Source organism: Streptomyces sp. NPDC088197, assembly GCF_044741185.1.
Taxonomy (GTDB): domain Bacteria; phylum Actinomycetota; class Actinomycetes; order Streptomycetales; family Streptomycetaceae; genus Actinacidiphila.
Genome location: NZ_JBIUSD010000003.1, coordinates 515,022 through 528,144 on the forward strand (window position 1 = coordinate 515,022; position 13,123 = coordinate 528,144).

At 71.3% G+C, this 13,123-nt stretch carries 13 protein-coding genes; 6 read left to right on the plus strand and 7 right to left on the minus strand.

Translation table 11 applies throughout. From position 1 onward, the window contains the following. Positions 1-113: 113 nt before the first annotated feature. The 4 genes from ACIOC1_RS10745 to ACIOC1_RS10760 all read left to right on the plus strand — a co-directional run bounded on the left by ACIOC1_RS10745 (position 114) and on the right by ACIOC1_RS10760 (position 3,305). Positions 114-1,103, plus strand: a complete 990-nt coding sequence (locus ACIOC1_RS10745; protein WP_355344563.1) for a metal ABC transporter substrate-binding protein — start codon at positions 114-116, stop codon at positions 1,101-1,103. A gap of 14 nt (positions 1,104-1,117) precedes the next feature. Further along, complete coding sequence (locus ACIOC1_RS10750) at positions 1,118-1,927, plus strand: metal ABC transporter ATP-binding protein (protein WP_401853316.1); 810 nt, start codon at positions 1,118-1,120, stop codon at positions 1,925-1,927. Beyond that, positions 1,927-2,826 carry a metal ABC transporter permease gene (locus ACIOC1_RS10755; RefSeq protein ID WP_355344557.1) on the plus strand — a complete coding sequence of 300 codons (900 nt, stop codon included), beginning with the start codon at positions 1,927-1,929 and terminating at the stop codon, positions 2,824-2,826. The genes ACIOC1_RS10750 and ACIOC1_RS10755 overlap by 1 nt, the downstream gene beginning before the upstream one ends. 65 nt (positions 2,827-2,891) lie before the next feature. After that, on the plus strand, positions 2,892-3,305 hold the full coding sequence (locus tag ACIOC1_RS10760; RefSeq protein ID WP_355344554.1) for a Fur family transcriptional regulator: 414 nt from the start codon (positions 2,892-2,894) through the stop codon (positions 3,303-3,305). A gap of 382 nt (positions 3,306-3,687) precedes the next feature. Here ACIOC1_RS10760 and ACIOC1_RS10765 read toward each other — a convergent pair whose 3' ends face one another. From ACIOC1_RS10765 to leuA, 6 genes are all read right to left on the minus strand, one after another. After that, positions 3,688-4,518, minus strand: a complete 831-nt coding sequence (locus tag ACIOC1_RS10765) for an isoprenyl transferase (RefSeq protein ID WP_188280782.1) — start codon at positions 4,516-4,518, stop codon at positions 3,688-3,690. 29 nt (positions 4,519-4,547) lie between these two features. Continuing rightward, on the minus strand, positions 4,548-5,297 hold the full coding sequence (gene recO / locus ACIOC1_RS10770; RefSeq protein ID WP_355344550.1) for a DNA repair protein RecO: 750 nt from the start codon (positions 5,295-5,297) through the stop codon (positions 4,548-4,550). A gap of 70 nt (positions 5,298-5,367) precedes the next feature. Continuing rightward, complete coding sequence (locus tag ACIOC1_RS10775) at positions 5,368-6,060, minus strand: response regulator transcription factor (RefSeq protein ID WP_355344548.1); 693 nt, start codon at positions 6,058-6,060, stop codon at positions 5,368-5,370. Beyond that, positions 6,057-7,280 carry a sensor histidine kinase gene (locus ACIOC1_RS10780; RefSeq protein WP_401853655.1) on the minus strand — a complete coding sequence of 408 codons (1,224 nt, stop codon included), beginning with the start codon at positions 7,278-7,280 and terminating at the stop codon, positions 6,057-6,059. Before ACIOC1_RS10780 ends, ACIOC1_RS10775 begins: the two co-directional genes overlap by 4 nt. Positions 7,281-7,635: 355 nt before the next feature. After that, positions 7,636-8,352, minus strand: a complete 717-nt coding sequence (locus ACIOC1_RS10785; RefSeq protein ID WP_391047470.1) for a TerB family tellurite resistance protein — start codon at positions 8,350-8,352, stop codon at positions 7,636-7,638. A 173-nt stretch (positions 8,353-8,525) separates the two neighbouring features. After that, on the minus strand, positions 8,526-10,289 hold the full coding sequence (gene leuA, locus ACIOC1_RS10790; protein WP_401853322.1) for a 2-isopropylmalate synthase: 1,764 nt from the start codon (positions 10,287-10,289) through the stop codon (positions 8,526-8,528). Between the two features lie 303 nt (positions 10,290-10,592). On the opposite strand from leuA, the gene ACIOC1_RS10795 reads away from it, so the two are divergent. Further along, complete coding sequence (locus tag ACIOC1_RS10795; RefSeq protein ID WP_401853325.1) at positions 10,593-11,711, plus strand: M4 family metallopeptidase; 1,119 nt, start codon at positions 10,593-10,595, stop codon at positions 11,709-11,711. 8 nt (positions 11,712-11,719) lie between these two features. After that, positions 11,720-11,983 carry a protealysin inhibitor emfourin gene (locus ACIOC1_RS10800; protein ID WP_401853658.1) on the plus strand — a complete coding sequence of 88 codons (264 nt, stop codon included), beginning with the start codon at positions 11,720-11,722 and terminating at the stop codon, positions 11,981-11,983. Between the two features lie 167 nt (positions 11,984-12,150). On the opposite strand, the gene ACIOC1_RS10805 is transcribed toward ACIOC1_RS10800, so the two are convergent. Beyond that, positions 12,151-12,966 (minus strand): transglycosylase SLT domain-containing protein, encoded by an 816-nt coding sequence (locus ACIOC1_RS10805; RefSeq protein ID WP_355344534.1) that lies wholly within the window; start codon positions 12,964-12,966, stop codon positions 12,151-12,153. Between the last annotated feature and the right edge of the window lie 157 nt (positions 12,967-13,123).

Sequence of the window (13,123 nt, forward strand, 5' to 3'; positions counted from 1 at the left end):
CCCTTATCAAATCCGTTCCGGAACCCGGCTCCAGGAACCCGGCCGGGAGCGGATCGCGGACCCCGCCCTACGGATATTGACAATCGTTTCCACATCAGATGAAAATGACAGTCATGAACATCCATCGCCGCCCGATATCCGCCGTCTCCGTCGCCGCCGCGGCCGTGCTCGGCCTGCTGGCACTGTCGGCCTGCTCCGGCGCCGACGCCTCCGAGAACACCTCGGGTGACTCCAAGAGCGGCGGAAAACTCAAGGTCACGGCCGCTTTCTACCCGCTGGAGTACCTGGCGGCGCAGATCGGCGCCGACCATGTCGCGGTGACCGACCTCACCAAGCCGGGTGTGGAGCCGCACGACCTGGAGCTGACGCCGAAGGAGACCGGCAGGCTCGGCCAGTCCGATGTGATCGTCTACCTCAAGGGCCTCCAGCCCGCCGTGGACGACGCTGTGAAGCTCTCCGGCGTCAAGCACAAGGTCGACGCCGCGTCGCTGACCCCGCTGGAGTCCCACGGCACCGAGGTGGACGGCACGCACCACACGACCGGCGACAACGGCACCGGCGGCGGCAGCGAGGAAGGCGCGGGCGCCGACCCGCACATCTGGCTGGACCCGGTGAAGTACGCCGAGGTCGCCAAGGGCGTCGGCAAGGCGCTGGAGCAGGCCGACCCGGCGAACGCGGCGGCGTACGGCAAGAACACCGACGCGCTGGTCGCCCGGCTCACCGCCCTGGACACCGCATTCCGCGACGGCCTGAAGAACCGCGCCTCCGACACCTTCGTCACCACGCACGCCGCCTTCGGCTACCTCGCCGAGCGGTACGGGCTGGTCGAGGAGGCCATCAACGGCATCGACCCGGAGAGCGAGCCCAGCGCGGCGCGGGTCAAGGCGCTGCACGACCTGGTGAAGAGCAAGCACGTGTCGACCGTCTTCTTCGAGACGCTGGTCAGCGACGCCACCGCGAAGACCCTCGCGGGCGACCTGAGGCTGCGCACCGACGTCCTCGACCCGATCGAGGGCATCACCGACAAGTCCAAGGGCACCGACTACTTCCAGGTGCAGCGGAGCAATCTGACGGCCCTGCGCGCGGCGCTCGGCGCGAAGTGACGGAGGTCACCGCCATGGACCAGCAAGCCGTCGAAGCGGCCGGGGACACCGGCGCGGTCACGGACCCGGTCATCGCGCTCAGCGGCGCCACCGCCGCCCTCGGCGCTCGCCCCGTACTGCGCGGCATCGACCTGACCGTCGGGCGCGGCGAGGTCGTGGCGCTCCTCGGCGCCAACGGCTCGGGCAAGTCCACGGCGGTGCGCGCGGTCATCGGCCAGGTGCCGCTGACCGGCGGCTCGCTGGAGCTGTTCGGTACGCCGCTGCGCCGCTTCCGGCAGTGGGCGCGGATCGGGTACGTGCCGCAGCGCACCACGGCGGCCGGCGGCGTGCCCGCGACCGTACGCGAGGTGGTCTCGGCCGGGCGGCTGGCCCGTACCCGGCTGCGGCCGATGCGCCGCGCCGACCGGGCGGCCGTGGACCGGGCCATCGCCGTCGTGGACCTCACCGACCGCGCGGGCGACTCCGTGGACGCGCTCTCCGGCGGCCAGCACCAGCGGGTGCTGATCGCCCGCGCGCTGGCCGGGGAGCCGGACCTGCTCATCATGGACGAGCCGATGGCGGGCGTGGACCTCGACAGCCAGCGCATCCTCGCGGCGACCCTGCGCGCCCAGGTCGCGGCGGGCACCACCGTCCTGCTGGTCCTGCACGAACTGGGGCCGCTGGAACCGCTGATCGACCGCGCGGTCGTGCTGCGCGACGGCTGCGTGACGTACGAGGGCGCGCCGCCGCGGGCACTGGGACAGCACGCCCTGCCGGGCCACGACCACGTACACCCGCACGCGGACACCTCGGCCGCGCCGGTCAGGACGGGACTGCTGAGCTGATGGAATTCCTCGACTACGCCTTCATGCAACGGGCCCTGATCGCCGCCGCGCTGGTCGGCCTCACCGCGCCGGCCATCGGGATCTACCTCGTGCAGCGACGGCAGGCCCTGATGGGCGACGGTATCGGCCATGTCGCGCTGACCGGCGTCGGCCTCGGCTTCCTCCTCCAGTCCAACCCGGTCTGGATGGCCACCGCCGTCTCGGTGGCGGGCGCCGTCGCGATGGAGCTGATCCGCTGGTACGGCAAGACGCGCGGCGACATCGCGCTGGCCATGCTCTTCTACGGCGGCATGGCGGGCGGTGTGATGCTGACCAGCCTCGCGCCGAACGGCTCCAACGCCAACCTGGAGACGTACCTGTTCGGTTCGATCACCACCGTCTCGCCGTCCGACATCACCACGATGTGCCTGCTGGCGGGCTTCGTCATGCTGGTGACCGTGGGCCTGCGGCGGCAGCTCTTCGCGGTGTCGCAGGACGAGGAGTTCGCGCGGGTCACCGGGCTGCCGGTGCGGCTGCTGAATCTGCTGGTCGCGGTCACGGCCGCGCTCACCGTCACGGTCGCGATGCGCGTGGTCGGGCTGCTGCTGGTCAGCGCGCTGATGGTGATCCCCGTCGCGGCGGCGCAGCAGGTCACCCGCAGCTTCCTGGTCACCTTCGTCAGCGCGGTGGCCATCGGCGTCACCGTGACACTGTCCGGCACCGTCACCTCGTACTACGTGGACGTGCCGTCCGGTGCGACGATCGTCCTGATCACCATCGGGCTCTTCATCGTGCTCACCGCGCTCGCCACTCCGCTGGCCAGGAAACGCGCCAGGCGGGCCGCGGCGGAGCGGGAACGGTGCACCCTGGAGGTGGAGGTGCCCGCCGCCCGCGGCGCCGCCGACGAGGTACCCGCCTGAACGGAACGGCCTGGCACAATGGGCCGTCCGGACAGGTGCACGAAGCGACCCAGAAGGAGGCACCGGTGACCACCCATCCCGTACGTGGCCGCTCCACCCGGCAACGGGCCGCCGTGTCGGCCGCTCTCTCGGAGGTCGACGAATTCCGCAGCGCGCAGGATCTGCACGACATCCTGAAGCACCGCGGCGACTCCGTCGGGCTCACCACGGTCTACCGGACCCTTCAGTCGCTGGCCGACGCGGGCGAGATCGATGTCCTCCGGACCGGTGAGGGCGAGTCCGTCTACCGCCGCTGCTCCGGCGGCGGCCACCACCACCACCTCGTCTGCCGCGTCTGCGGCAAGGCCGTCGAAGTCGAGGGGCCCGCCGTCGAGAAGTGGGCCGACGCCGTCGCCGCCGAGCACGGCTTCGCCGATGTCGCCCACACCATGGAGATCTTCGGCACCTGCTCCGACTGCGTCGAGCACCCCCAGCCCTAGCCCACCCCCCAAGGGCCTCCCCCGCCCTTCCCCGACCCCGCCCGGACGGCTCTTCCACCGGGGCGGTAGGCCGGTCTTTCCCGGGCGCGGCCCCCGGACGGCTCTTCCACCGGGGCGCCGGCCACGTGTCTTTAGGGGCGCGGGGAACTGCGCGCTCAGCCCCCACCGGGCTTTCAGCCCGAAAACACACAGCAACTGCCCCGCTGGGGCCGGTTTTCAACGGCGCGCCACCGCCGTGGCTGGTCGCGCAGTTCCCCGCGCCCCCACAAGCAGGCCCTGCGCAAGGGCACCGCGCGGCCGGGAATGCCGGGCCGCCGTCCGGGGCGGAGGAACCGTCCGGGGGCGGCCCCGGGAAGGATCGGGTCACCCCGCCCGGGAAGGGCTAGGCGCGTTGGTCGCCGGCGAGCTGGGCCTCGTTGGGGATGGCCCCGCCGAAGCGACGGTCGCGCGAGGCGTATTCGACGCAGGCCCGCCACAGATCGCGCCGGTCGAAATCGGGCCACAGCACGTCCTGGAAGACCATCTCGGCGTAACTGCTCTGCCAGAGCAGATAGTTGGAGGTGCGCTGCTCACCACTGGGACGCAGGAAGAGATCCACGTCGGGCATGTCGGCGTAGTAGAGATACTTGGCGAAGGTCTTCTCGTTGACCTTGGACGGGTCGAGCCGCCCGTCGGCGACATCACGGGCGATGGCCTGCGCCGCATCGGCGATCTCGGCGCGCCCCCCGTAGTTGACGCAGAAATACAGCGTCATCGCGTCATTGTCGACGGTCTGCTCCTGGGCGACCTGGAGCTCCTGCACGACGGACTTCCACATCTTGGGCATGCGCCCGACCCACCGGATGCGGATGCCGAGTTCGTCCATCTCGTCGCGGCGCCGCCGGATCACGTCCCGGTTGAAGTTCATCAGGAAGCGCACCTCCTCGGGCGAGCGCTTCCAGTTCTCGGTCGAGAAGGCGTACAGCGAGAGGTTCTTGACGCCGATCTCCAGGCAGCCCTTCAGCACGTCCAGGACGACGCCCTCGCCGACCCGGTGGCCCTCGGTGCGCGGCAGGCCGCGCTCCTTGGCCCAGCGGCCGTTGCCGTCCATGACGACGGCCACGTGCTTGGGCACCAGCTCGCTCTGGAGCTTCGGCGGACGCGCCCCCGACGGGTGCGGGTCGGGTGTCCGGTACGAGCTTCGGGAACGGGCCAGAATCCCGTGACGTGCCATGGTGGTACTTCTCCTCATGCCTTCTCGGCTCAGGTCTTCTCGACGAACCGCAGGGAGCGCAGTCCGCGCTCCAGGTGCCACTGGAGGTAGGCCGCCACCAGCCCGCTGCCCTCACGGCAGTGGCGCGGCTCGCAGGCGTCCGCGGTCTCCCAGTCGCCGCCCAGCAGCGCGCCGAGCAGTTCCAGTGACTCCCGTGAGGGTACGACGCTTCCCGGCACCCGGCAGTCGCCGCAGACGACTCCTCCCGCGCCGACCGAAAAGAACCGGTTGGGACCGGTCATACCGCATTTGGCACAGTCGTCGAAGCTGGGCGCGTATCCGTTGACGGCCAGCGACCGCAGCAGGAAGGCGTCGAGCACCAGCCGGGGCTCGTGGTCGCCCGCCGCGAGCGTCCGCAGCGCGCCGACCAGCAGCAGATACTGCTGCACGGCGGGCTCGCCCTCGTGGTCGGTGAAGCGCTCCGCGGTCTCCAGCATCGCGGTGCCCGCGGTGTAGCGGTCGTAGTCGGTGACGATCGAGCCGCCGTACGGCGCGATCGTCTCGCCCTGTGTGCACAGCGGCAGACCGCGGCCGACCAGTTCCCCGCCGCGGACGAAGAACTGCACGTCGACGTGGCTGAACGGCTCCAGGCGCGCGCCGAACTTCGACTTCGTCCTGCGCACACCGCGGGCCACCGCCCGTACCCGTCCGTGCCGCCGGGTGAGCAGCGTGATGATCCGGTCCGCCTCACCCAGCTTCTGGGTGCGCAGCACGATGCCGTCGTCGCGGAACAGACTCATGGGCCCATTCTCGCGTACGGCGGGAGCGGTACGGCGACGGACGGCCGACCGGCCGCCGCCGGGCCCCGGCTCAGCGGTCGGCGCCGGGCGCGACCAGGCCGGACTCGTAGGCGGTGATGACGAGTTGGGCGCGGTCGCGGGCGCCGAGCTTGCCCATGATCCGGCTCACGTGCGTCTTGGCGGTGAGCGGGCTCAGGCCCAGCGCCTCACCGGTCTCCGCGTTGTTCAGGCCGCGCGCGACCAGCGTGAGGACTTCGCGCTCGCGCTCGGACAGCCCGCCGAGCCCGGCCGGGGCCGGGGCGCTGACCAGCGGCCGGTCCGGCAGCCGCAGCACCCGGGCGATCAGCCGCGCGGTGGGGCCGGGTGACAGCAGCGAGTCCCCGGCCGCCACGGTACGGATCGCGTCCAGCAGCTCCGCGGGCCTGGTGTCCTTGACCAGGAAGCCGGACGCGCCCGCGCGCAGCGCCGACACCACGTGCTGGTCGTCGTCGTAGGTGGTCAGTACGAGGATGCGCACACCCGCCAGGTCGTCGTCGGCGGCGATCCGCCGGGTGGCCTCGATGCCGTCGAGCTCCGGCATGCGGATGTCCATCACGATGACGTCGGCGCGGGCGCTGCGGGCCTGCTCGACCGCCTCCAGGCCGTTCGCCGCCTGCCCGACCACCTCCATGTCGCGGGCGGACTCCACCAGCATCGCGAACGCGGCCCGCACCAGCGTCTGGTCGTCGGCGAGCAGCACGCGGATCGGCGGCGGCGAGGTCATCTGTGGTCTCCCTGGTGATCGACGGCGAGCGGCAGCACGGCGCTGACCGCGAAGCCCGTACGGTCCTGGCGCGGCCCCGCGGTGAGGGTGCCGCCGACGCTGCGGGCGCGCTCGCGCATCCCGGCGATGCCGAAGCCCTCGGTACGCCCCTCGGCGCGGTTCGCGGGCGCGGGGCCGCCGCAGGAGCCGTCGTCCTCGATCAGCAGGTGCAGGGCCGTCTCCCGGCGGTCCACCCGTACGGTGATCAGCGGGCTCGGGACCCCCGCGTGCCGTACCGCGTTGGTGAGCGACTCCTGGACGATCCGGAAGGCCGCGGCGCCCACCGCGGGCGGCACCGGCGCGACGCCCACGGCGTCGCCCAGGTCCACCCTGGCCCCCGCCGCCTCGGCGGCCTTGGCGAGCGCCGGTATCCCCGCGAGGTCGGGCAGCGGGCCGTCGCCGTCCGCGCGCAGCACCCGCAGCGTGGTCCGCAGCTCGGCGCGGGCCTCCCGGCAGGTGTCGGCGATCGTGTCGAGCGCGGCGGCCACCGCCGTACGGTCGAGCCGGTCGGGGTCGGCGACCAGGATGTGCGCGGCCACCGACGTCTGCACGCCGATCAGGGTGATGCTGTGCGCGAGCAGGTCGTGCAGGTCGCGGGCGATCCGCAGCCGCTCCTCCGCGACCCGGCGGGCCGCCTCCTCCTCGCGGGTGCGCTCGGCGCGCTCGGCCCGCCCGACGATCGCGGCCACGTAGTTGCGGTGCATCCGCACCACCTCGCCCGCCACCGCGACCGCCACGATCCAGCCGGCGCTCTTGAGCATGTCGGTGCCCGCGTGCGGCGCGCTGATCGTCGACATGATGGCCGCCATCAGCGCGATCACCGTCGGCAGCAGCAGGAACGTACGCAGGGGCGGCCCCGCGACCGCCAGCGCGTACAGCGCCACCATGCTCGACGGGATCGGCGCCACCTGGATGTTCTCCAGGTAGTGGTACGGCGCCACGAACGCCAGCATCCCGAGCATGCACACCAGCGGCGAACGCCGCCGCCACACCAGCACCAGCGCGCTGCCCACCAGCAGCGCCCAGCCCGCCAGGTCCGGCCGCCCGCTGGCCGGCTCCTCCGGCAGACAGCACGCCAGGAACGCCTCCACGGCGAACACGAGCGCGGCGAACGCCACGTCGGCGGGGGCGACCCGCGGTCCCGGCGCCGCCGGGATGCGCGGGGCGCGCAGAAGGTCCATGGTGAGCGCCACGGACCCATCCTCCCGGACGCGGGGTGCGCCGAGCCAGGTCACGGGGTCGCGGCGGGGCGCAGACGGGCCAGCGGTACGGCCCTGAGCCGCGGTACCGCCCACGGACGTGTGGTGACGTTCATGGGCTCCTCCGAAAGCCGAGGTCTTCTCCTACCGTCAGCTTCCTCCGCCGGGCTCGCCTTCCTCGTCCCGCCCAGGACCGATCCGGGGGCTACTCCCCCAGGAGTACGCCCCTCTTCACGCAGGGCCTGTGCCCTGCCAGGGGCGCTGGGGGGCACCTTGAGAAGGGGCACCTTGAGGACAGGCCCTGCGCCAGGGCGCCCACGCGCGGGCGGACCGCAGGTCAGAGGGCCGCGGCGGCTCCGGCGAGGAGGCGGTCGATGTCGGTGAGGGGCAGGGAGAGACAGCGGCCGACGGCTTCGAGGACTTCGCGTTCCGCAGGGAGGTAGGGCCCGTCGGCGAGGGCGATGTGCGCGCCCTGGAGGAGAACCCGCTCGCGCCCGAGCGGCTCGAGGTGGTCGGCCAGCGGCTCGAGCGCCTCGTGGAGCTCGATGGACAGCCAGCTCCCGCACCCGTCGACCTCGTCGGCGAAGGAGTCGGGCCCGAGTGGGGCACCCCCCGAGCCCGAGGCGCCGTACCGGCCCTCGTCGGCGACGATGGCGGCGAGCAGCCCGAGCAACTGGTCCTCGGTGCAGTCGGAGAACCCGGCGGAGCGCACGGCGCCGACGGCGGCCTCGCGGGCCGGGCGGCCGGTGGCGCCGCCCGCGGTGAGGACGGCGAGCGCGATGGTGTGCACGGCGTCCCGCAGCATCGCGGAGAAGCGGGTGGTGGTGGGCCGCAGCAGGACGTCGGAGGCGTACTGCCGGTGGCAGGCGGTGCACTCGATGACGGTGCCCGCGGGGCCCCGGCGCAGGACCGGCACATTGAGCACGGTCAGTCTGCGGGTGCCGGTTCTGCGGTGGTAGGCACGGTCGCCGCCGCAATCAGGGCAGAAGAACTCACCGTCGTCCTCGGTGTGCCACGCCGTTCGCACACCCCAGATACACAGCCTCAGCTTCATCACGCTGCACCCTCCGGCCGTTCGGCAACGCTGCCGCACTGCCGTGATGTTAGCCACAGTCGGCGGTCGCAGTCAGTACCGCGTAAGGGGCAATTGCCTTGCGAGGGTGCTCGAACCGGTCCGCCCGGGGGTTTTCGCCCCTCGGACGGACCGGGTGAACCGGGTCAATCCCGTCAGCGCGCGGCCCGGTTGACGGCCGAGACCAGCGCCTGCAACGACGCGCGGGTGGTGTTGGGGTCGACGCCGATCCCCCACAGCACCTTTCCGTCGATCGCGCACTCGATGTACGAGGCGGCCCGCGCGGAGGCGCCCTCGCTCATGGTGTGCTCGGAGTAGTCCAGGACGCGGGCGTCGATGCCCACCCCGGCCAGCGCGTCGACGAAGGCCGAGATCGGGCCGTTGCCCGTACCGCTCAGGGTGGTCTCGACGCCGTCGACCACGGCCTCGACGGTGAGGGCGTCGGTGCCGTCGCTGGAGGTGGACGTCTGGGCGGAGCGCAGGGCGACCCGGCCCCACGGGTTGTCGCTGGTGGGCAGGTACTCGTCCTGGAAGACCGACCAGATCTGCGCGGGGGTGACCTCGCCGCCCTCGCTGTCGGTCTTGGCCTGGATGATCCGGGAGAACTCGATCTGCATGCGCCGCGGCAGGTCCAGCTTGTGGCCGTTCTTCAGCACGTACGCGACGCCGCCCTTGCCGGACTGCGAGTTGACGCGGATGACGGCCTCGTACGAGCGGCCGACGTCCTTGGGGTCGATCGGCAGGTACGGCACCGCCCACTCGATGTCGTCGACGGTCTTGCCCTCGGCGGCGGCGGTGGCCTCCATCGCCTCGAAGCCCTTCTTGATGGCGTCCTGGTGGGAGCCGGAGAAGGAGGTGTAGACCAGGTCGCCCGCGTAGGGGTGGCGCGGGTGGACCTCCATCTGGTTGCAGTACTCGGCGGTGCGACGGATCTCGTCGATCTGCGAGAAGTCGATCTGCGGGTCGACGCCCTGGCTGAACAGGTTCATGCCCAGCGTCACCAGGTCGACGTTGCCGGTGCGCTCGCCCTGCCCGAACAGGCAGCCCTCGACCCGGTCGGCGCCGGCCATGAGCGCCAGTTCGGCGGCGGCCACGGCCGTACCGCGGTCGTTGTGCGGGTGCACGGACAGGCACACGTACTCGCGGCGGGACAGGTTCCGCGACATCCACTCGAAGCGGTCGGCGTGCGTGGAGGGGGTGGAACGCTCCACGGTGGCGGGCAGGTTGAGGATGATCTCGCGGCCCGGCTCGGGCTGCCAGACGTCCATCACGCCCTCGCAGACCTCCAGGGCGAAGTCCAGCTCGGTGTCGGTGAAGATCTCCGGGCTGTACTGGTAGCCGAAGACGGTGTCGTCGCCCAGGATCTTCTCGGCGTACTCCATCACCAGCCGGGTGCCGTCCACCGCGATCGCCTTGACCTGGTCACGGCTGCCGCGGAAGACGACGCGGCGGAAGACCGGCGCGGTCGCGTTGTACAGGTGGACGGTGGCGCGGGGTACGCCGCGCAGGGCCTCGACGGTGCGCTCGATCAGTTCCTCGCGCGCCTGGGTCAGGACGGAGACCGTCACGTCCTCGGGGATCGCGTCGCCCTCGATCAGGGAGCGTACGAAGTCGAAGTCGGTCTGGCCCGAGGACGGGAAGCCGATCTCGATCTCCTTGTAGCCCATGCGGACCAGCAGGTCGAACATCTCGCGCTTGCGGGTGGGCGACATGGGGTCGATCAGCGCCTGGTTGCCGTCGCGCAGGTCCGTGGAGAGCCAGCGGGGCGCCTGGGTGATGCGGGCGTTCGGCCAGGTGCGGTCGGCGATGTCCACGGCCTCGTAGTGGCCGTACTTGTGGACCGGCATCACACTGGGGCGCTGGCGCGCGGTGGCCGTGGTAATGGGCGTGGGACGGCCGACGCGATTGGGGGTTGTCATGGGGCTCTGGCTCCTCGGGGGTCCGGCTGAGTGTCGGCCGACGGCGATGGCACGCCTGAACTCCGCGGGGAGGGGGTCGGCCTACGACTACAGGCCCTCGCCGCGGCAGCTAAGGAGAAGCAGCCCGAAACGCATGATGGGACGACCATAACCGAGGCGGACGGAATCACGTAGCCGGTACGAAGATCCTCTCAGCATGCAAGATGCACGGTTCTGTCCACTCAAACCATGATCCTTCGCTCCTTTTCGTCAATCATCGTCGCAACCCGTGACAGCGACTGTGACGCGTGCCACATTGCCGCCATGACTGCCACGCATGCGCCCAACGCCGTCTTCTGCACGATCGTGCCGCCGCACGTGCTCGACAAGCTGTCCCGTTCCGAGGACTCCGGGGTCTCGGGACCCGCCCGCCGCACCCTGGAGCAGGACGCGCTGCAACGCACCAGGCGCCGCCTGACCACGGTGATCGGCGCCACCGCCGTCACCGGGGCCGCCGCCTCCGACCAGCCGCGACGGACCGTTCACGACGCCAAGCACCAGGACACGCTGCCGGGCCGCAAGGTGCGCGCCGAGGGCGCCAAGCCGTCCAAGGACGCGAGCGTCAACCGGGCGTACGACGCGCTCGGCGCGACCTTCGAGACGTATCTGAAGGCGTACGGGCGTCACTCGATCGACGACGCGGGCCTGCCGCTGGTGGCCAGCGTCCACTACCTCCAGGGCTACAACAACGCCTTCTGGAACGGCCAGCAGATGGTCTTCGGGGACGGCGACGGCGAGATCTTCCTGGACTTCACCCTTCCGCTGGACGTGATCGGCCACGAGTTGACGCACGGCGTCACCCAGTACAGCGCCAACCTGGACTATTTCGGGCAGTCCGGCGCGCTCAACGAGTCCGTCTCCGATGTCTTCGGCAGCCTCATCAAGCAGTTCACGCTCGGGCAGAGCACGGAGCAGGCCGACTGGCTGATCGGCGCCGGGCTGCTCGCACCGGGCGTCGACGGCCACGCGCTGCGCTCGATGAAGGAGCCCGGCACCGCCTACGACGACCCGCGGCTCGGCAAGGACCCGCAGCCCGGCACGATGGACGGCTACGTCACCACCTCGCGCGACAACGGCGGCGTGCACATCAACTCGGGCATCCCCAACCACGCCTTCTACCTCCTGGCGGCCGAGCTGGGCGGCAACGCCTGGGAGCAGGCCGGGCAGATCTGGTACGACACCCTCACCGGCGGCTCGCTGTCGCCGCACGCCCAGTTCGCGGACTTCGCCGCGGCCACCGCCGCGGCGGCCAAGGCCCGCTACGGTGAAGGCGAGCAGCACCAAGCGGTGCTCTCGTCCTGGTCCCGGGTGGGCGTCGCTCCGGCCGCCGCCCCCGCGGCCGAGGTCCCCCGCCAGCAGCCCGGCCAGCCGCAGGAGGCGTGACACAGCCCATGCGTATCGAGGTGGTCCGCTCCGGCGGCTTCGCGGGCATCCCCCGCCACGCCGCCCTCGACACGGCGGGCCGCCCCGACGCGGCCCGCCTCACCTCCCTGGCCGAGGCCGTCCTGGCCGCTCCCCCGCCCTCGGGCCCCCCGGTCCCCGACGGCTTCACCTACGCCATCACCGCCGACGGCCGCACCGCCCACTGCGCCGACCCCCACCTGACCCCCGCCCAACGCGAATTGATCGAGGCGGTCCTGGGCGAGGGCGCGTAGGCCGCCCCCGTCCGAAGACCTGGAATCCCGGTGACCGACCCGCTGCTTCTCACGGGCGTCTAGGCACCTGGCCGGCCGGACCGGCGGGCGCCGCTGACGCCGGAAGGGCGGCGGGGCCGTGGGGCCTCGCCGCCCTTCCGGGGTGCGGTGGGTGGTGAAGTGCGCGATCAGTACGCGGAATTCACGTTGTCCATCGAGCCGTAGCGGTCGGCCGCGTAGTTGCAGGCGGCGGTGATGTTGGCGACCGGGTCGTAGATGTCCCACGAAGTACCGGACACGTGGTAGGTCTTGAAGGTCGGGTCGATCACCTGGAGCAGGCCCTTGGAGGGAATGCCGTTCCGGGCATTGATGTCCCAGTTGTTGATGGCCTTCGGGTTACCGCTGGACTCGCGGATGATGTTCTTGTGAATCCCGTTGTAGCTGGCGGGAATTCCCTTGGAGTGCAGGATGTCCAGCGACTGCTTGATCCAGCCGTCGAGGTTGTTCGAGTAGGACTTGGCGGCGGCCTTCACGGGCGTGGCGGCGGCGGCCTTCTTCGGCGCGGCGACGGGAGCGCGCTTGGTCGAGCGGTTCGCGGCGGACTTCTGCTTCGCGCGGTCGGCGGCGTCGGCCGCGGCCTTCTTCTTGGCGGCCTCGGCGTCCGCCTTCTTCTTCGCGGCGTCGGCCTGCTTGGCGGCCTCGGCCTTCTTCGCCGCGTTGGCCTGGTCGGTCTTCTTCTGCGCGGCGTCCCTGATGGACTTCTGCGACGCGAGGCCGGTCTGCGCGTTCAGGTCCTTGACCTGCGTACCGGTGGAGACCGAGAACCCGGCCGGGTTGCTCGCCGCGGTCGCCGAACCGGCACCTGCGGTCGCTTCCAGACCGGTCACGGTCAGCACGACCGCGGCAGCGGCGACAGCGCCGGCGGCCGTGATCTTGTGCTTCTTCGGCATCCGGTTGAACGCGGTGAACGTAGGGAGCTTCTTCGGGATCGTGGGGAGCTGCATTCGGGAATTACCTCTTCCTCCGTAGCGGACCAGTGAATTGTTAGAGGCGGGCAATTCAGAGGTCAAAGACCCCGTCTACGGATTGCATTCGTAGACGGGGTCGGGAGGAGGCGTTTTCCCGTCAATACGGGAGGCGCGGTGTACTAAGCGGCTTCGT